This window comes from Natronorubrum tibetense GA33 (assembly GCF_000383975.1).
GTDB lineage: Archaea > Halobacteriota > Halobacteria > Halobacteriales > Natrialbaceae > Natronorubrum > Natronorubrum tibetense.
Genome location: NZ_KB913021.1, coordinates 80,862 through 99,928, shown reverse-complemented (window position 1 = coordinate 99,928; position 19,067 = coordinate 80,862). Strand labels below are relative to the sequence as shown.

Genomic DNA, 19,067 nt, shown 5'->3' with positions numbered 1-19,067 from the left:
ATCCAGAGATGTTTAATTCATTGCAGAGCAATTGCGGAGACACGGCCACGAGTCTCAACGAACGGGTGCAAGAAATCGCGGAAGCGCGAGGCATCCCCGAGTCGGAGATCCTCGAACAGGCGCTGGAACACGGTGTCGAAGACCTCTGGATAGACCTCGTCCTCTCGCGGTACGTGAATGACGAAATCGATCGAGAAACAGCGATCGAACTCGTTGGACGTGACTTCGTCAAGCGTGCAGAACGCGAACTGCAGGCAGTCGAAGACGATGTTTGGTGGGGTCTAAATGCGTGACGTACAGCTGATAGCCGGTCACGGAAGCAGGTCAACCTAGAGCCGTTTTTTCTCGCCTCAAAAGCGCGGAGGCGAACATCAGTGAGTGAGTCATCAGATCAATCTGTAGAATCGGGCGGTCTTACGCCAAAACAGCGTCTCGAGCCACCAAACACTCGACTCATCAACCCCGGTATCGTGACGATCAACGACATGGAGACACTACGGTGCTTGTGTCGCGTACGAGAATGCGAATCAGGGACGTGTTCAGATTCTCCGGTGTCTCGAACGTCAGGCACAAGAAATCCGCTCACAAGAGGGGTGAGTCAGCTCGTAGTCGAAGATCTTTTTCACCCCCGAAGAGGTGCGGGGAAATCAAACGCCCCCCAGAGGTGAACCAAATGAAAAACTCCAACGAGACGACAGCGCATCGAGTAACGATTACCCTTGATAGCGCGAAACTCCCCGTCGACGAGCAAGCCCGCAACGCGCTTCTCACCGAGTTTCGCTCACGAGTCGGCCATCTCGTCGAAGGGCTTCGTGGCATCGACGCTGAGCAAGATGACATCGACATCAGTACGGGCTACCGATATGCGCAAGTTCCGGCGACGTGCCCATTCTGTAGCGATCGGCTCGATCTTCAGAGCGTCCATCTCGATACAGGGAACGGAGCCCTGGCTAGCGCGGTGTGTTCGAGCGAGGAATGTAACTGGAGCGGTGATGCAGTCTATCGAATCATCGACCTCGAGGGCGGCGAAAGCGACGCCTTCGAGAGCAGCGTACTAACCGGGGATATCGCTCCGAGCTACCCCCCGTACTGAACTGAGATCTGCGAGGTATCCGTGCTGAACCGACAACGTAGCAGCCTCCACAGGGACCAGCCTGATTAACCAACAGAAATCGTATAACAGTAATTTGTGTTGGTTAACGGCTAGCCGCTGGTAGCAGTTTTTCTCCCCCAGGAGGGGGTGCGGGGCAAATTCCCGCGTTGATTCATCATGGCACTCACAGCGAGTACGACCAGCAGTGCAGCCAGCGAAATTGCAGCTGCTCGGCAGGCCGACCACATGGCGTTCCTCCATCGAGTTCCGTTCGCATTTGACGCCTTTCGTCTCGGTTTTCTCACTGGATTTCGAGAGGACTGTACCTACCAGCAGCAGCAATTCAACGCGTTCGAATTGCCTGTCGGGATGCTCGATAACGATTTTCGAAGTCCAGACCTTGAGCGGTACGTCGAGCGCTTTTTCGAACACGAGCCCCAGGTCGGGGTGATTGGTGATGCCTACGAAGTCGAGGAGGTGGACCAATACGTCGCTGCTGCTCGCGAGATCCAAGGAAGCTACCCAGAAACGGATCTCGTCATCGTCCCGAAATGCCGTGCCGCGATTCGCGCGATCCCTGATGACCTCGTCGTCGGGTACTCCCGTGGATATGCCGACCGGCTCGCTCACGAATTTTCAGAACCGAGTGATTGGCGTGGTCGTCGCGTCCATATACTCGGAGGGAGTCCGCCGAAACAACTGGACGTGATCAAGCAGCTCACCCGTCCCACGCTGACGGGTGACCCGCCCGCAGATATCGTGGGGCTCGACTGGAATGGGCTTCACCGTGGCGCACAGTTTGGCGAGTTCTGGACGGCTAGTGGGTGGGACGACAGCGGTCGCGACGCCGAGCACATGACGATCCGAAAAACCGTCCGGTGCAGTCTCGCAAAGGTCCGGGAGTTCTGGCAGGCACGAGGTGTTTGGCCCGAATCGACAACGAAGGAAGATGGTGTCGAGTTCGAGTATCGCGGTCCGTCACCGAGTGATATCGAGAGTGCGGCGTGTACTGAGTGCGATGTGAACGTTTGGACGACTGAACAAGGCCCCTTCGTAGCAGAGTACGATACGGGAGATATCTGTGGATACTGTAGCTACGACTGCTACTTCACGCATCGGCATCGGAACCAACTCGAAGAGCTAGTCGGCGAGCAAAGCGTCTACTTCCCCCCAGCCTAAGCAGCGAGTCGTTTTTTCGTCCCCGGAAGGGGTGAGGGCTCGAAAGAGAGCACAAGAGAGTGATTCTACATGAGTCAACAGCAGCATCCGAGTGACATCTCAATCGATCAGATTCCAATCGACCTACCGAACACCCAGACGTCCGAGGTAGATCCAGCAGACGTTCCCGAGGAGATCCGGTCGATCACCTGTGGACTAGCAAGCGAGCACCCACCGACGAATCCGCTCGTCGTGCTGAAAGCGGCCCGCTGGTGGTATATCCACGGAAAGGGTGGCACCGACCCCGCATTCCAGTGGGCCATCGAATGGGCACGTCACCTCGCGACAGACACGCCCAGCGACGTAGAGCAGTTCGACGAGTATCTCGAGTACCTCGTTACAGTCGGGTTCGCGGACGAACCACACGAACTCTGGTGACACTCAGAGGAGGTTTTTTGTGCGCCCCAGAGGGGTGCGGCGCGTTCTAAACTGACGCGGTCGCGGTGAACTCGATTCAGTGAAATTATGGCTACGACCAGCGACTCGTCGATCTCCTTCGACGAGACCGACACGCGATCGGACGAGATGAACAGCACCATCGAACAGTGGATCAACGACCTCGTCGCCGGCATCGACGAGGCGCAATCCAGCGCGGAGTTTCAGGAGTGGCTCGATGTCCAGAGCCGTTTCCACGACTATTCCTACCAAAATACGCTCCTGATCAAGCGCCAGTGTCCCGAGGCGACCCGCGTGGCGGGCTATCGGACATGGCAAGAAGACTTTGATCGGCACGTCCAGGAGGGGGAAAGCGCGATCTGGATCTGGGCACCAATCATCACGAAACAATGCCCAGAGTGCGAGAATTCGCCGAGGTACCACGAGAGCAGCGACTGTGACTACGACGAGACACCGCCTGAAGAGTGGTCGAAGGGGCTCGTTGGGTTCAGACCCGCACCGGTGTTCGACATCTCCCAGACCGACGGTGAGCCGCTTCCGGAACTTGATACAGAAGCGACCGGCGACGCCGACGGTCTCGTCACCCAGTTGACTGCCGCCGATGATGACCTTGGGGTGACGGTTCGAATTATCCCCGAGGAGGAATGGTCGCATGGAGAGGCAAAAGGTGTCTGTGAGCGGGTGAGTCTCATCGACGTCAAGCCCCTCGTCGAGGCTCGCGACCGCGAGAACAATGCGGATCTCGCCCGGACGCTGATTCACGAGTACGCACACGCCTTACTCCACTTCGACGTCGACGACGATACCGAGCGCTCGAAGCGCGAGGTCGAGGCCGAAGCCGTCGCGTACGTGGTCGGGCGGTACTGCGGGCTCGATACGAGTGGCTCGGCGTTCTACCTCGCGGCGTGGGAATCGGACGATCCCGAAGTCGTTCGAGAGCGGCTCGGCCGAATCAGTCGAACAGCAGAAGAGATCATCGAGGTCCTCGAGGACTAAATTCTCGCTTGTTTAACCAACATTCGATACGTGGGTCCGCTGATCGTTGGTTAAGTTTTTCAGCGCCCGCGAGGGGGCGGAGGCGCATTTCGACCTCCGTCGAACCATGACTGACCGCTATCTCATAACGCCCCTCGAGCGGAGCGAGGACGTCCGCAAAGTCGGTCAGTCGGTTGTAGGACTACGCTGAATGGATATCGTTTGTTCACCGTCTACAGTACCCAACAGAATGTTGAGATCGACAAGTATGGAATTTTCATCCTGGTATGAAAACTGTGGAGCTCACTCGAAGGTAGAATCCACAACTACATCCGAGGGATCATCTGCCGATGGACTCAGTACTGTCCCAAACGTGGACATGCTAGTTTATCTCTTCTGAGCCCGTTTCTACTGGAATGAGCCGAAAGCAACACGTTGTCGATCTTGCCGACGAAGAACGCCAAGAGCTTGAGACGTTTGTCTCGACAGGAGAACGCAGACCTGAGGACATCACCCGAGCAAAGATTCTTCTGAAGGCTGACGAGGGGCTCACAGATGCCACCATCTGTGAGCACCTCGACTGCTCAATCGGCACTCCCTATAAAACACGTAAATCCTACACTGACCGAGGGATTGCGGCGATTCATCGCCGCAAACCCGACCGAGACTACACGCCAAAACTAGATGGCCGCGGTGAAGCTCACCTCGTCGCTCTTGCGTGTTCAGAGCCACCAGAAGGACGATCTCGCTGGACCTACGCACTCCTTGCCGATCGCCTTGTCACTCTTGAGGAGATCGAGTTCGACTCTATCTCCGAAGAAACCGTCAGACAGCGGCTAAAAAAACGACCTGAAGCCACACCGCTCTGAATACTGGCTTATTCCACCCAAAGAAAACGCAGAGTTCGTCTACCGCATGGAAACGCTCCTTTCGCTGTATCAGGAACCGTACGACGAGACTCGTCCAGTCATCTGTTTCGACGAGTCCAGCAAGGAACTTCGAAAGCACGTCCGCGATCCGCTCCCGGCGGCACCGGGAGCGGTCGCTCGAACAGATCACCACTACGAACGCAACGGGAAACGAATGCTCCACGTGGCGACTGAACCGTTGACCGGCTGGTGCCGCCTTCATGTGACCGAACGGCGGCGAACGTGTGAATGGATCGACTGCATGCAAGCGATTGCAGACGACTACCCGGATGCCGACCGCATCCGGGTAGTCTTAGACAACCTTAGCACGCACAATCCGGCTGCATTCTACCGATTCTTCCCACCCGAGAAAGCACGCGAGTATCTCGATCGGTTCGAGTTCTACTACACGCCCACGCATGGAAGTTGGCTGAATATGGCCGAGCTTGTCTGGAGCACGCTCCAGACCCAGTGTCTCAACCGCCGAATTCCTGACGCAGCGACCCTCCGGTCGGAGGTCGCTGCGTGGGAAACCCAGCGCAATGAATTGGATGTCACGATCAGCTGGCAATTCACGAACGAGGACGCTCGAACGAAACTACACCGACTCTATCCGACTATCGAGGAAGCTGAGAACTAGTCACTCGACACTTGGGAAGGTACTCAGTCGGCCGGCAAATCGAGTGACTAGTTCACACACAGAGACGACCTCTCAACGCTTATCTGCGGCTCTCACAGAGTTCTTTGTAGCGGGATAGGATAGCTCGGAGATTCCGCTAGGCTCATGACCTGGAGATCGGTGGTTCAAGTCCACCTCCCGCTATTGTTCTGATACTACACCCGCTACTCGTAGACTTTGTCCGGATCGAAGACTTTCTCCCCGACGGTTTCACCTTCGATCGTCCGATAGAAACAGGACCGATAGCCCGTGTGACACGCCCCGCCTTCCTGATCGATTCGGTAGAGCAGCGCATCACCATCACAGTCGACACGTATCTCTTTGACCTGTTGGACGTGCCCGCTGGAGCCGCCCTTCTGCCAGAGTTCGTCACGACTTCGAGAGTAATAGTGAGCGAGTCCCGTGTTCTGGGTTGCAGCGAGCGCTTCCGGGGAAACGTACGCGAGCATCAAGACGTCACCCGTTTCGACATCCTGTGCAATCGCGGGGATCAATTCATTTTCGCCGAAATCGAGTTCAACGTCTAAACGTTCGTCCTCCATATTCATCTGATACCACAGACTCGGGATACCAGTTGTTATTTCGGAATTCAGCTCTCGGGTTATACCAGCTGAAGGATATTCCCGTTCGAGGTCGCGTGGAGATCACGGCCCAGCTTGTAGCCTGCTTTGCTACGAGATCGATATAGCCGGAGAAGCCCGTGAATTCTAGTGAGGCGAGATTACGTACTGTGATTGAAGTGCATTGGATATCGCAAGTAGCCTTCTTGCGAGAGATGGCTGGATACGTGGATGTCGTCGTAGATGCACACACTTTGATCCCGAGTGATTTCTCAGATTGGTAGCGCTAGCCTTGTTTATCGGCATCACGCGAGCCGGGAAGATGACCTTATCACTGTCGTCGATCTGGATAATATTTTTTCCAACATGAAACTCATGATCCTCCATGAACAGGTACAATATCAATAAGAGAATGTACCGGAACACCCTCGATACTCTCTACACCCTGTTTATCGATCAGTACAGCTGCAGCAACTGGATTTCCCCCCATGTCGTTTATCGCTTCAATAGTTTCACGTAACGTCGTCCCACTAGTAATCGTGTCATCAACTATATAGCAATTGTATCCATGGGCACCGGCGAAATTCCGTGAGAAATTACCTCCGAGATCTTCAATATCACCCTCTTCCCACTGGTGTTTACGAGGCGTGTACGTAGCAAGATCCGTGTCGAGTTTTTGGGCTACGGCGGTCGCAAGCGGCGTCCCAGCCTTCTCAATACCGACCGTAAGTGATGGTTCTTCACTGTAGTCTGAGAGCATATTAGCCATCGCATTTCCAATATGTGTTAACCGTGTGCTATCGCGTCCAATGGCATTCCAGTCCACATGAATATCGTGAGATTTCCTTCTGTCCTCCGGCTGGGTATCCTGGCTCGTCAATCCACTTCGTGCGACCAGCCAGCTGGCAGTTTCACGAGAGACGTTCAGCTCGTCTGCGATTTCACCCTTTGACACCCCTCGGTTGGCTAATGAAGCAGCATCCGAAATGAGATCATCAACATTCTTCATCTCTTTCGAACTTGGACTGGTACTTTTTACGTGTGTCGTCCTGACCGGTCCTAAGATGTGGACGCGTGTTATGGGCGTTTGAGTGTGCCTTCTTCGTCGAAGAGGTTATGGCTGTTTTTCGGTTCACCGCGGTGCTCGCGAGCCGCATTCGGATTGAACGTGATGCCGAGCCCCGGTTGCTTCAGAACTACTTGATTTGATTCGATCATGGGATTGAGGTGCTTCAAAAGCCTAGTCCTGTACTTCTTTGTGGTCGGTTATCTGACTGTCTCATATGGCCGAGGTTCGTGCACTGACTACCGATGCTGTCATCGAATTCAACGGAGAGGTCTTACTACTCGAACGAGCCCACCCACCGTTCGAGGGATCATGGGTGCTTCCCGGTGGCCTCGTGGAGCGGGATGAAACCGCACGAGGAGCGTGCGTCCGTGAAACCAAGGAGGAGGTTGGTCTTGACGTCACAATCGAGGAGTTCGTTGGCCTCTACGATGACCCTGACCGAGACGAACGCGGAAATGTGAGCGCGGCCTATCGATGTACTCCTCTTAGTGACCAAACACCGATACCCCGAGAGGAAGCCTATCAAGTGGAGACGTTCGACCCTAGGAACCTTCCCGAGCTGGGCTTCGATCACGAACAAATCGTTACTGACGCGTTGTGTGAGTAATGGGAACGTCGCTCGCGTATCGCTATTCGTGTGCTTAATCGATGATGAAGTACCGTCCGTCGAAGAGCATCTGAGCGATTTTTTCGAAAGGACCGCAATAGAATCTTAGGGCTGTACAGAGAAGGATGATGTGTGCCTACCAACTTCCAATCTTGCGACAATATCATAAAATCCGTCAAGTAGCGGTCGCGACGAAAGACGAAATCGAGTTCTCCTGTCGGCAGTGCGGGCCCGATCACGATGAGGGTACTGCGTGTCTTTCACAGGAGGTAAATCGTTGATCAGAGAAGCCACGGTATGGACAAGATCTTTGCTCCGTGGCGTATCGAGTGGATTGAGCGGGAGGACAAGAATCCCGATGTCGAGAAATGTATCTTCTGTGAATTCCCCGAACGGGGTGAAGATCGAGAGCATCTAATTGTTGCTCAAAACGAATACGCGTTCGTCATGCTCAACAACTATCCCTATAATCCAGGACATGTCATGGTGATCCCTCGCGTACATACGGGTGCGTATGAGGACCTTTCTGACGAGGTACTGCTCGGCCATGCGCAACTCAAGACACGGACGTTCGAAGCGATGACAACAGCATTCGATCCTGATGGATTCAATACGGGGCTCAACCTCGGGAGTGGAAGCGGTGGATCGATAGAACACCACCTGCACACCCATATTGTTCCTCGTTGGGAAGGTGACACGAACTTTATGCCGGTCATTGGGGATACCAAAGTCATCGTCCAAGCCGTCGAGGAGACCTATCACCGCCTCCATACCGCATTCGCAGAACTCGATGATACTCGAGACATTGGGAAGGATACAGCGGTTCGAGTCGATAGCTGATCGATCTGAAAGCCGCTACTGAATAAGCGATTCTTTGCTCTCGTCCCGTAATGTGTCGTAATAGCTCAGTTGGCCAGAGCAGATAGGAGCCGAACGTCATCCGATTCTTCGAACAATACGTGAACACCGAGGCTTTCGAGGCACATACACAAACAACGCACTCTCAAGAGTTCGAGGCGGCGCTTCAAGACTTTCTCGCAGGCGAACCCGAAGTTATCCAATTCGACGTGATAGCGCGACCGAACTCGAACTCTAGCAACAGGATTTCGATGGCCGAGAGAACAGATAGGACTCGCACTGTAGCGCGTTGGGTATAAACTCGTTTCAGGAGTGTTTTAGGGGTTCCCGGCGACGACTACGTGTATGGCTGACTCACGACTCATCATTCTCGGAGCCCCCGGCGCGGGGAAAGGGACACAGTGCGAGCGACTGGTTGATGAATTCGATCTCGCCCACGTCACGACTGGCGACGCGCTTCGCGCGAACAAGCACATGGAGACCGAGTACGGGACACCCGCGAGCTACATGGACGAAGGAGAACTCGTTCCGGACCCTGTCGTCAATGAAATCGTCGAAGCAGAGCTGGAGGCTGCTGATGGGTTTGTACTCGATGGCTATCCCCGAAATCAAGACCAAGCCGAGTATCTCGATTCGATTACCGACCTCGATGGCGTTCTCTACCTAGCGGTCGACAAGGAGGTGCTCATCGAACGTCTCACTGGGCGGCGGGTCTGTTCTAATTGCGGTGCAAATTATCACGTCAAGTTTAACCCGCCTGCCGAGGCGGGGACGTGCAATGAATGTGGTGGCGACCTCTACCACCGAGAAGATGATCAAGAAGAGACCGCCCGCGAGCGGCTTCGCGTCTATGAGGAAAACACACAGCCACTCATTGAGTTCTATCGGGGCATTGGAGAACTGATCGAAATCGATGGAGAACAGTCTATTGAGGCAGTTTGGGAGGACGTCAAAACGGCAGTGCAGTCAGAGGTTCCATAGCACCAAAAACGAGGGGAGTAATGCTGTGGCCTACTCGTCTTCGTCGCTCTCTTTGATCTCTACGAGCTGTTCCATTCGACGACGACATCATCATTATGGGAGCCATCCTTCGACTGGTGTCACGGCGAGCATTCTTCAGCCATCGCGCGGAGTACGTGATTCGCAACGCAAATTGTACTGTTGCCGTTGTGTGTTCAGCCGGCTCTGGTGAGTCCTAGACTGCGGCAACCTTGATCATGAACATACACGACCTGATCTGTCACAATGGAATAATCGTGTTCGTAAACTCGAGCGATCTGTGATAATGGAACGGCCGGACCGTCTCACAGGGGACATAACAGCACGTGAACCAAACACCATATAGCGATTCACCAGAGCCGTTCGGTCTAAAACTCCTCAAAAGCATTTTTCTCGAAACACTAGTTCTGGTAATAGGAAGGCGAAACAGCAGAGTCAGTCCGTCTCGGGATGGCGAGCCCGAGTCCTCCAGGAAGGCGTACGCGTTCAGCGCACTACCTCGGACTGATGCCCTCAGCCGATAGGCCTCATCGGGCAGCTTTTTATGTAAACCTCTAGCCAACCAATCCGCTTAACGGTTCGGGTTCGTCCAATGCAGGAGGTGATTGATAGCCAACTGATGCGTCGGAACCCCTTTATACTACGAACTAGCTATTTTCCAGTGTACGATTTCATCCGTTCGCCATCTGGTGAGTAACACGTATTCGACATCGTTTCACCATGCGATTCGTACTTCCGATAGCATCCCGGCAATGGGATAGCATACCTATCAGACGACATGAGTACAAATCAGGATTCAATTTCAGAGCTCAAAGAGGAGATCGAAGCCGAATTACCCGATGATCTCACCGTGTCCAGGGTAACATACGAAGGACCGGAACTCGTCATCTACACGGGTACCCCTCGGAAGTTCGCCAAACGCGACGGGATCGTTCGACAACTCGCACAGAAATTCCGCAAGCGAATTGCGATTAGACCGGCACCCGGCACACAGACGAAACCTGCCGATGCGGAAGCACAGATACGCGAGTTGATCCCGGAGGAGGCCGGCATTACGGATCTCGATTTCTACCCGACGACCGGTGAAGTTGTGATCGAGGCCGACAAACCGGGACTCGTGATTGGACAGCGAGCGAGTACGCTCCGCGAAATCACGCAAGAGGTCGGGTGGACCCCAGACGTGCTCCGAACCCCGCCGATGGAGTCCTCGACCGTCGCTAACGTCCGGAACTATCTCGTCAAAGAGCGCGAAGAACGGCGGGAGATCCTCGAACGAGTCGGCGAGCAGATTCACCGCGAACCGCTCGAGGAGACAGATTGGGTACGCGTCACGACTCTCGGGTGCTGTCGTGAGGTCGGTCGTGCGAGCTTCGTGCTGTCTACGCCGGAAACGCGAATTCTCGTGGATTGCGGCGATAAGCCAGGTGCTGAAGGCGATGTTCCGCATCTCCAAGTTCCTGAAGCGAATCCGATTGCCGATCTCGATGCAGTCGTGTTAACCCACGCCCACCTCGATCACAGCGCGTTACTTCCCCTCCTGTTCAAATACGGGTACGACGGTCCCGTCTACATGACCGCGCCGACGCGCGACCTCATCGGGCTCCTTCAACTAGACTATCTCGACGTCGCGGCAAAAGAGGGTCGAACGCCGCCCTACGAGAGCGAGATGGTTCGGGAGGAACTCAAGCACACGATCACGCTCGACTACGGCGACGTCACCGATATCGCGCCCGACATCAAGCTCACGCTCCACAACGCAGGACACATCCTCGGAAGTGCAGTCGCTCACTTCCACATCGGCGACGGCCTCCACAACATCGTTTTCTCTGGCGACGTCCACTACTCGGACACGCGACTGTTCAACGGTGCGGTTAACGACTTCCCGCGGGTCGAAACGCTCGTCATGGAATCGACGTACGGACGACGCGGCGACTACCAGACGGATCAAGAGGACAGCGAGCGGAAACTGATCGATCTCATTACCCGAACGTACGAGAACGACGGCAAAGTCGTCATTCCAGCATTCGCCGTGGGTCGATCGCAGGAACTCATGTTGGTCCTCGAAGAGGCGATGCGCACCGAAAAACTCCCGACGATGCCGATCTACCTCGACGGGATGATTCGAGAGGCGACGGCGATTCACACCGCGTATCCAGAGTTCCTCCGGGACGGTCTGCGTCAACGAATCCTCCACGAAGACGAAAACCCGTTTCTCGCGGACCAGTTCGAGCAGGTGGACGGCGGTGAAGAGATGCGCGAGGCGATCGCCGGTGGCGAGCCCTGTATCATCCTCTCGACGTCAGGGATGGTCACTGGCGGGCCGATCATGTCCTGGCTGGAACTACTCGGAGGCGATCCGGAGAACGCGCTCATCTTCGTCGGCTATCAGGCAGAAGGGACGCTGGGACGGCGCATTCAGGGCGGAAACAGAGAGATCCAACTCACCGACAGACGTGGCGAAACGAATCGACTTACCCTTCGGTTCACGATCGAATCCGTGAGCGGATTTTCGGGTCACGCGGATCGAAACGGGCTCGAAAATTTCGTGCAGTCGATGAATCCTCGCCCACAAGAGATCTTGTGCGTCCACGGAGATAAATCCGCGACGGACCAACTGTCATCAGCACTCTATCAGAAATTCAACTGTCGAACGTACGCGCCACGGAACCTCGAAACGTTTCGATTTGCGTGACGCAGCCTTGTACACGAGTACACTGTTCGATCGAAAATACAGTCGAGATGAGCCCTCAACAGACGAAACTTATTTGTGAGCTCTCACCCAAATCTTGCCAGACGCAGGGCTCCGTCCCGTAATTTCTTCATTCACCGCGAACGCCACTGTACCAGTGGCATGGCGGGAACTGCTCAGGTGTACGCCCATCCGTAAACCGCTATCGCGGGCACCTCCTGCGGGACTGAGTCATCCGTACTAATCATGATTCACGAAACAGATATCCCATGTTCGGACTGCAATACATCGCTCACTGAGCGGACCGTTCACGTAAGGGAGTTGCCGATTTCGACGAGTTGGCGAGGGAACGTCACCGTAGCCGAATGTCCCAACTGCGGCGCGCGGTACTATCCGAAAGAAACGCTCGCCCAACTTGTGAGTTCGTCGGGCGATTCACACTCACGGAGCGGTAGCTGATCATCGATGACCGGCTCATCTAATCCGTCGGTAGACGAGAGTACGGAGTTTCACCCTTCGTTCCCCGATGCGATAGGTGATGGTTCCACGGTACTCGTCGCCGGGAGCGTCGATCCCTCAAAATACGCGCTCGGACTTCGGGCACTGTGCCAGTATGGACGCGACGATGAATCTGCACTCGTCGTGACTACTACTGAAAGCGCCGATCAAACGTGTGCGATATACGAGGAAATTTGCCCTCAGAACGGACCTTCGATCGGACTCGTCGATACCACATCTGAAAAACAATACGTGTCTGCGTTATACGGTCGTTCGCCAACGGTCTTCACGCCTTCATCAGCCGATCTTGAACGGATCGTGATTGCCCTTTCGGAGCTGACGGAAGGAAAGGTTCCGCCGACAACATCTCGTCATCTCGTTATTCGATCGCTCACCCCCTTGCTCAATTGCTCGTCGCCGAAGCGAGTGTGTAACGTGCTTCAACGCGTTACTGGACTCCGAACTGGAACGGGAATGGGATTCTTCGGACTCAGGTATACCGAGCACGATGAAGAGACAATTACCATGTTAGCTCGCCACGTTGATGGGATTCTCTGGGTTACGAAGGGAGCAGATTCTGATCTCGATTTCGAATACCAGTCAGCGAGACGCTATTCAGCCTCACTACTGGCGAGCGATCTATAACGTGCGAGAGGACCAATCCAAGAAAGCACATATGGACTTACTGCCCGTTTTCGTTACTTACTCTATGCGTCGAATGATCGGTTCGTTCTCGTCGTTCTGCCCCTCATATACAAGCTCATAGCATTTACTCTCCGGTTCTTGAATCCGAAATCGGGTCCGTTTGGTTTCTCCGTCAAATGAGTAAGAAATCGATAGATCAGACGGATGATCAAGTATCTGGACGACGGCATCGATGGCTTCCTGTAAAGCGGATCCGTTAAGAGAGTCTATCATCTGTTCGTCACTCATCAAACTACTATTCGATATCGATCCACATGATTCCTTTCTAGTAGCCACTTAATGTTATAAATCTGATAATAGTGGATCCAGTGATCTGGTCCCTTTTCGAAGATGCCCATCGCGTTGCGCCATTCAGACTGCTTTTATCGGGCGAAGGTAGTAGTCTCTCTCATGGCCCGGGAATTTATCTCTGAGTATGGGCTCGACCCAGGGGAATATGTCCAGCGTCTCGCGGGAGGCTTCCAGGATCGATTTTCCAAAATAGAACAACGACCCGTTGAAGAGGCGTTTTTCGTCGATGACGGACCGGTTGACTACCTCGTTTGGTTTGTGTTAGAGGACTACGAGAATCACACGTTTTTCTATCACGACGATACGCCCGATGAAGAGTTTCTCCGACAACTTATTCTCACATCACCATCCAAACAGGAAATGGCTGTCTTCAAAACGTATCTTCAACAAAAGTACGAGACGTACACTGAGCTCGATATCGCAGTTCTACTCCAAATTCGTGATACGTATCTTCCGCAGATGGGCGAACGGCCCCGGGCCAATATCGGAATCTGTCATAATCCGATCGACGACCAGGTCATCTCGGGCGTGAGCGGAATCCCTCGCATGCGAGAACAGGAGATTTTCGACGATATGGACAAACTCGTGCCCGATCGCTCGTTTGAAAAGTTTATTACTTCGACGGTACAGGCGATCCAAGCGGAAATCGAAGAGGAGGCAGAGAGGCACACGATCTCCGGAGATATTCGCCCAGTCCTCGAGCAAGACGACGATTTCACGTTAGAAACGACAAAGGAACTTCCCAACGGAATCCACCCGAATTACACCGGCAAAGAGGCCGAGCTCTGGCAGAAACCTGCATCACGAGTTGACTACATGGATGGGGCACAGGGGTTTCTACAAATCTGGATTCCGGTTGACGAGGATACTATCGCGCTTGTCAGTGCAACCGCCGGAGAATACGACCGGGAGGCGATCGTTGATGCCATCCGTGAAGAGTTCGAAGTCGCGTTGGAATCGTGCTGACCGGCGTCAGCATCACGACGATTGAACGTCCTCGGCGATCTGTTCCAGCGCGTCGTACTCCCGTTGTGAGTACGCGATTACTCGGACATCGGTAAGCGACGACGATTCGTAGTCTCGAATCGCTTCACAAACGATCCGAGCGCCCTCTTCGAAGGAAAATCCGGCTGCACCCGTTCCCAATATCGGAACCACGATCGACTCACAGCCGAGTTCGTCGGCTTTTTCGAGGGCATTTTTCGTCGCTCGGCGGATACTGTCCGACGTCGCTCTTCCATCACCGTAGTGGGGCATCGCCGCTGCGTGGATTACGTACTCTGCGTCCAGTTCGTACGCATCAGTGGCTGCAACTCCACCGAGATCAACTGGGCCTTTCGAAACCGCCTCTTCATTGATCGGGCCCTCTGCGCCACGCCGGAGTGCGCCGGCAACGCCGCTTCCCATCTGGAGACTCGTTCCGGCAGCGTTCACCAGCGCGTCCGCGCGCTGGGCTGCGATATCGCCTTGGACAGTGGAGAACTCCATGTGTGATGGCACACCGCGTTTCCACTAAAAATGCGCTATCAGCTCAGTAGACGTGATTCGGCAAGTCCTTGAAGATCACTCAAGATTCGTTGATCGCTCGTGTGAAACGACGTTTCCGACTGACGCCGTAAGCCGTACACAGTGATCATACGCTTCGGAGAGCGTGTGCGTTCGAAACTCGACAATCCATTCGTTTACCTCTCGTCTCGCGTCAATGATCTCGCCGAGTTCGCCGATACACTCCTCGTTAGCGTACCCTTTTGCTACTTCAATTGCAGAATCTTCACTCTGAATGTCGTCATTCACAATCCGATCTTGCTCTTCCCAGTTAAAAGAAGCTGACGTCGAGTGGGAATCGGTTTTGAATATTGTACGAGTCGCGTACCAACTTGCAGAAGGACTAGTCATCAGTAGTTATCTGTTCCGGATAAAGTACACTAATGGTTCGTCCATCATCCGGGAGGAATACCTGATCATCGAAAATCTCGCTCGCTTCACGTAGCAGCTGCGAGGTGTCACCTGCGTACCGTGATGAAACGTGGGTAAGCGCAAGCTGTTTTACATCCGCACGATGCGCAACGGTGGCTGCCTCCTCTGCTGTCGAATGGCCGGTCTGTCGTGCTCGATCCACTCGGTCTTGGGCAAACATCGCATCGTGAATGAGTAAATCAGCGTCAGAAGCGATGGAGATGGTCCGATCCGTTGGTCGAGTATCTCCAGTATACACTACACGTCGGCCCGGTCTGGGGTCGCCGACGACTTGATCAGGATGAATCACCGTGCCGTCCGTAAGTTCGACGGAATTTCCCTCGTGGAGTCGCCCAAACATCGGACCTTCAGGGACGCCGAGTTCTAACGCTCGTTCGCGGTCGAAGCGTCCTTTTCGCTCTGCTTCGACGAGAGCGTAGCCGAGCGATCGCGTTCGGTGCTCGGTCTCGAACGCTTGGATGGTATATTCGTCGTGTTCGAGACCGACGTCGCCTGATGTTAGCTCACGAATTCGAACTGGGTAGTCAGGATCCGTTCCGCTTGCCGTGAGGAATTGATCGACATCGGTGCCAGTACCCGCAGGAGTGCAGATTTCCAAGGGCTTCGTTCGTTCGTTGAAATCCAAGGTCTGTAAGAGGCCCGGCAATCCAAGGATATGATCTCCATGAAGATGCGTGAGAAAGATAGTCGAGATGTCGAATCCAGTCGAAAAACGCATCATCTGCCGTTGAGTTCCTTCTCCTACATCGAAGAGGAAGCGATCACCTTCTCGTCGAAGAAAAATCGAACTTGGATTACGTTTGGTCGTCGGAATCGCACCGCTTGTCCCGAGAAACGTTACCTCCATACGGTTCGTTCGGCCGTCTTAGTGAAACCGCTTTGGAAGAGTCGGTTGAACGGATCACTGCATTCTCCAGACAGAAATTGCACGTCCTACGACCAGCGAAACACGGCTTTGATACGGATGTGTCTACTATCTCCGCGTGGCGGCGATGACGAGTAGTTACCCCACTGAGCCCCTTGTGATGACGCGGGACACCGAGTCGCCACTTTCTAGAAGAGAACCTGATTACTGATTATCAGAATCCCGTGCTCACCTACTTGTGTCGCCATTGCTAATTAAAACTAACTCGCCATTCGTAGCCACAATCTCTGCATCGAAACCGCAGAATCCGATTCCCGTCTTCATCCCGGCCTCTACCGAGGGGTTTCGGAACGAAATTTTCACACTCAGGACACTTGGTGGGCACGAGACATCTTCCGCACCCGTTGTAAAGAGATTATCTCTTTATTCATTTTTTTGCCATCTGTGCACCAATATTTAAGCAGAATATCATTGGGCGCGGTTGCGTGAGATTTTACACCACAGCAGTTGCCATAGAGGGACCACAAAACATATTCCACCTAACACTGACTTCTCCAATAGAAAGGTGGACAACGGGTAGGGGTACTCAAAACTTCTGTCCACCTATTTATCACCTGTTGAGATACGGGTCTCATCACAACTCCTCTCTAAAACGATTATCTACCAAAGCCATGAGATTACAAATCGGTCACCTCTCCAGAAACTCAATCTCATCGCGTTCGATAACCTCCCCGAACAGCCAATCTGCGTGTTCGACGGCGTACGCACGATGATCCGCTTCGATGAAGCCGAGCGCGTCACGGACCACGACTGGCCGGTAGTCTCTGAGCCCGGCGCTTCCCGCGGTGTGCAATACGCAAACGTTCGCTAACGTTCCGCAGATGAGCAAATCGCGGATATTTCGGGCGCGAAGCCAGCCGTCGAGTTCGGTTCGATAGAAGGCATCGTACGTGTGCTTTTCGACAACGTGGTCCTCATCTCGGACGTCCAAGTCTTCGACAATCTCAGCGTCCCACGATCCCTCAACGACGTGTTCTCCCCACCGTTCGAACTCGTCGTAGTAGTGCGCGTCCGCGAATTGCTCCGGCGGATGGACGTCCCGCGTGAATACGATCTGCGCACCTGCGTCTCGGCCACGTTCGATAACGTCACGAACGGGTTCGGTCGCCTTCTCGCTGGCCGGCGCGTAGAGACTTCCGTCCGGATGGCAGAATCCGTTCTGCATGTCCACCACGATGATCGCTGTGCGCTCCGGATCGTACGTCATATGTGATTGTTTCTCTGGGACGAAGAAAGAATTTGTGCTACACCGTACTTCGGAGAGAAAGTACTAGAGTATTGGGAATAGTATGAGTCTTTTTGGTGAACAAGTCCGTCCTATCAACTAGCAGCGTCCGAGTACCGAATGGATCGGGCCTCTGACGAAATCGGTCTTCACAAAGGTGGTTACCGTGAGTCAGTTCGATATCATCACAGCAGAGACGATTAAACGAGGAGACGCGACAGATGCGTACTTCGATCGCACCGTCGAAACGCTCGACCACGCTGGGACGAATCCACACGTCGTCGCCGAGATAACCGCGGACCAATTCCCGACGGGTGAGTTCGAACTGTTCGCCGGCGTCAAAGATGCCGCACACCTCTTGGAGAATCTCCCGATCGACGTCGATGCGTTGCCGGAAGGAACGTTGTTCGACGGCGGACCCGTCTTCCAGATCGAAGGAACGTACCTGGACTTCGCACGATACGAAACCGCTCTTCTTGGCTTTCTGTCCCACGCGTCAGGGATCGCAACGAACGCACTGGAGACGCGGTACGCTGCTCCCGATTCGCTCGTGTTGAGTTTTGGAACGCGCCACGTTCATCCGACGCTCGGGGGAATCATCGAACGGGCCGCTCTGCTCGCTGGCCTGGACGGCTTTTCGAACGTCGCCGCGGAGGAGTTTGTCGATCAGCAAGCGTCGGGAACAATGCCGCACGCGCTCATGCTCTGCTTCGGAAAGGGGAATCAAGAGGCGGCGTGGCAGGCGTTCGACGACGCGGTCGATGAGAGCGTTCCTCGAATCACACTCTGTGATACGTTTTCGGACGAAGTCGATGAGGTCCTTCGGGCCGTCGATGCGCTCGGTGATCGGCTCGACAGCGTCCGACTCGATACGACCGGCTCGCGCCGAGGCGATTTCGAGCACATCATCCGCGAAGTTCGGTGGGAACTGGACGCTCGCGGCCAGGATGATGTTGACATCTTCGTCAGCGGTGGGATCACACCCGACACGATGCGAGACCTCCGGGATCACGTCGCCGGATTCGGCGTCGGCGGCTACATTAGTAACGCCGATCCGATCGACTTCGCGCTGGATATCGTCGAAGTTGACAGGACGCCGACTGCGAAGCGCGGCAAACTTTCCGGGAAAAAGGCAGTCTACCGAACGTCGAATGGCGGCCACCACGTTGGGTTAGCGGATCGTAGTGGTCCTTCGAACGGAGAAGAATTACTGGAACCGCTCATCCGTGACGGGGAAATCGTCCGCGAGTTTGACCTTGATGAGGCGAGTAAGCGCTCAAATGCTAACGCAGAACGAGTGTCGTTTAGTGACCAAGTCAGTACCAGCTGAGTCAATCGTAACCAAGAGATAGTAGCGCGGGGAGTTGATTTGGAGTCGATGTGTGGCTCCACTTG

General features: G+C 54.4%; 20 protein-coding genes, 1 tRNA gene and 1 pseudogene. 17 read left to right on the top strand and 5 right to left on the bottom strand.

The window, feature by feature from the left end; genetic code table 11:
* Positions 1-8: 8 nt before the first annotated feature.
* The 9 genes and pseudogenes from NATTI_RS0124575 (at position 9) to NATTI_RS0124545 (ending at position 5,413) form a co-directional block, all read left to right on the top strand.
* Positions 9-293 carry a ribbon-helix-helix protein, CopG family gene (locus NATTI_RS0124575; RefSeq protein ID WP_049806300.1) on the top strand — a complete coding sequence of 95 codons (285 nt, stop codon included), beginning with the start codon at positions 9-11 and terminating at the stop codon, positions 291-293.
* Between the two features lie 81 nt (positions 294-374).
* Positions 375-597, top strand: a pseudogene (locus tag NATTI_RS27250) (hypothetical protein).
* Between the two features lie 76 nt (positions 598-673).
* A complete protein-coding gene (locus NATTI_RS0124570; protein ID WP_006092913.1) occupies positions 674-1,093 on the top strand; it encodes a hypothetical protein in 420 nt (139 codons plus the stop codon).
* Between the two features lie 177 nt (positions 1,094-1,270).
* On the top strand, positions 1,271-2,272 hold the full coding sequence (locus NATTI_RS27245) for a DUF6610 family protein (RefSeq protein WP_006092914.1): 1,002 nt from the start codon (positions 1,271-1,273) through the stop codon (positions 2,270-2,272).
* Between the two features lie 69 nt (positions 2,273-2,341).
* Positions 2,342-2,689, top strand: coding sequence for a hypothetical protein (locus tag NATTI_RS0124560; RefSeq protein ID WP_006092915.1), 348 nt, complete (start codon positions 2,342-2,344; stop codon positions 2,687-2,689).
* A gap of 87 nt (positions 2,690-2,776) precedes the next feature.
* Positions 2,777-3,703: an ImmA/IrrE family metallo-endopeptidase gene (locus NATTI_RS0124555; protein WP_006092916.1), complete on the top strand. Its 927-nt coding sequence runs from the start codon at positions 2,777-2,779 to the stop codon at positions 3,701-3,703.
* 395 nt (positions 3,704-4,098) lie between these two features.
* Positions 4,099-4,551: a helix-turn-helix domain-containing protein gene (locus tag NATTI_RS26860; protein ID WP_049889040.1), complete on the top strand. Its 453-nt coding sequence runs from the start codon at positions 4,099-4,101 to the stop codon at positions 4,549-4,551.
* Positions 4,532-5,230, top strand: coding sequence for an IS630 family transposase (locus NATTI_RS26855; protein ID WP_206537297.1), 699 nt, complete (start codon positions 4,532-4,534; stop codon positions 5,228-5,230). Before NATTI_RS26860 ends, NATTI_RS26855 begins: the two co-directional genes overlap by 20 nt.
* A gap of 108 nt (positions 5,231-5,338) precedes the next feature.
* Positions 5,339-5,413 (top strand) — tRNA-Met (locus NATTI_RS0124545).
* Positions 5,414-5,433: 20 nt separating this feature from the next.
* On the opposite strand, the gene hisI is transcribed toward NATTI_RS0124545, so the two are convergent.
* Positions 5,434-5,811, bottom strand: a complete 378-nt coding sequence (gene hisI / locus NATTI_RS0124540; RefSeq protein ID WP_006092917.1) for a phosphoribosyl-AMP cyclohydrolase — start codon at positions 5,809-5,811, stop codon at positions 5,434-5,436.
* A 391-nt stretch (positions 5,812-6,202) separates the two neighbouring features.
* Positions 6,203-6,838, bottom strand: coding sequence for a transcriptional regulator GfcR (gfcR, locus tag NATTI_RS25870; RefSeq protein ID WP_006092918.1), 636 nt, complete (start codon positions 6,836-6,838; stop codon positions 6,203-6,205).
* A gap of 274 nt (positions 6,839-7,112) precedes the next feature.
* Here gfcR and NATTI_RS0124530 point away from each other — a divergent pair, with 274 nt between their 5' ends.
* From NATTI_RS0124530 to NATTI_RS0124500, 7 genes are all read left to right on the top strand, one after another.
* Complete coding sequence (locus NATTI_RS0124530) at positions 7,113-7,505, top strand: NUDIX domain-containing protein (protein WP_006092919.1); 393 nt, start codon at positions 7,113-7,115, stop codon at positions 7,503-7,505.
* Between the two features lie 297 nt (positions 7,506-7,802).
* Positions 7,803-8,345 carry an HIT family protein gene (locus NATTI_RS0124525; protein WP_006092920.1) on the top strand — a complete coding sequence of 181 codons (543 nt, stop codon included), beginning with the start codon at positions 7,803-7,805 and terminating at the stop codon, positions 8,343-8,345.
* A gap of 98 nt (positions 8,346-8,443) precedes the next feature.
* Positions 8,444-8,662, top strand: coding sequence for a putative quinol monooxygenase (locus tag NATTI_RS27460; protein ID WP_338045786.1), 219 nt, complete (start codon positions 8,444-8,446; stop codon positions 8,660-8,662).
* A gap of 46 nt (positions 8,663-8,708) precedes the next feature.
* Positions 8,709-9,344, top strand: a complete 636-nt coding sequence (locus NATTI_RS0124520) for an adenylate kinase (RefSeq protein WP_006092921.1) — start codon at positions 8,709-8,711, stop codon at positions 9,342-9,344.
* A gap of 796 nt (positions 9,345-10,140) precedes the next feature.
* Positions 10,141-12,054 (top strand): beta-CASP ribonuclease aCPSF1, encoded by a 1,914-nt coding sequence (locus tag NATTI_RS0124515; protein WP_006092922.1) that lies wholly within the window; start codon positions 10,141-10,143, stop codon positions 12,052-12,054.
* Between the two features lie 462 nt (positions 12,055-12,516).
* A complete protein-coding gene (locus tag NATTI_RS27685) occupies positions 12,517-13,194 on the top strand; it encodes a DUF7504 family protein (RefSeq protein ID WP_049806299.1) in 678 nt (225 codons plus the stop codon).
* A 450-nt stretch (positions 13,195-13,644) separates the two neighbouring features.
* Positions 13,645-14,511 carry a hypothetical protein gene (locus NATTI_RS0124500; RefSeq protein WP_006092924.1) on the top strand — a complete coding sequence of 289 codons (867 nt, stop codon included), beginning with the start codon at positions 13,645-13,647 and terminating at the stop codon, positions 14,509-14,511.
* A gap of 12 nt (positions 14,512-14,523) precedes the next feature.
* On the opposite strand, the gene NATTI_RS0124495 is transcribed toward NATTI_RS0124500, so the two are convergent.
* The 3 genes from NATTI_RS0124495 to NATTI_RS0124480 form a co-directional block, all read right to left on the bottom strand.
* Positions 14,524-15,033, bottom strand: coding sequence for a macro domain-containing protein (locus tag NATTI_RS0124495; protein WP_006092925.1), 510 nt, complete (start codon positions 15,031-15,033; stop codon positions 14,524-14,526).
* 400 nt (positions 15,034-15,433) lie between these two features.
* Positions 15,434-16,369, bottom strand: coding sequence for a ribonuclease Z (rnz, locus tag NATTI_RS0124485; RefSeq protein ID WP_006092927.1), 936 nt, complete (start codon positions 16,367-16,369; stop codon positions 15,434-15,436).
* A gap of 706 nt (positions 16,370-17,075) precedes the next feature.
* Entirely contained in the window at positions 17,076-17,654 is a 579-nt protein-coding gene (locus NATTI_RS0124480) for a cysteine hydrolase family protein (protein ID WP_006092928.1), read from the bottom strand.
* Between the two features lie 175 nt (positions 17,655-17,829).
* On the opposite strand from NATTI_RS0124480, the gene NATTI_RS0124475 reads away from it, so the two are divergent.
* Positions 17,830-19,002: a nicotinate phosphoribosyltransferase gene (locus NATTI_RS0124475; RefSeq protein WP_006092929.1), complete on the top strand. Its 1,173-nt coding sequence runs from the start codon at positions 17,830-17,832 to the stop codon at positions 19,000-19,002.
* The last annotated feature ends 65 nt before the right edge of the window (positions 19,003-19,067 follow it).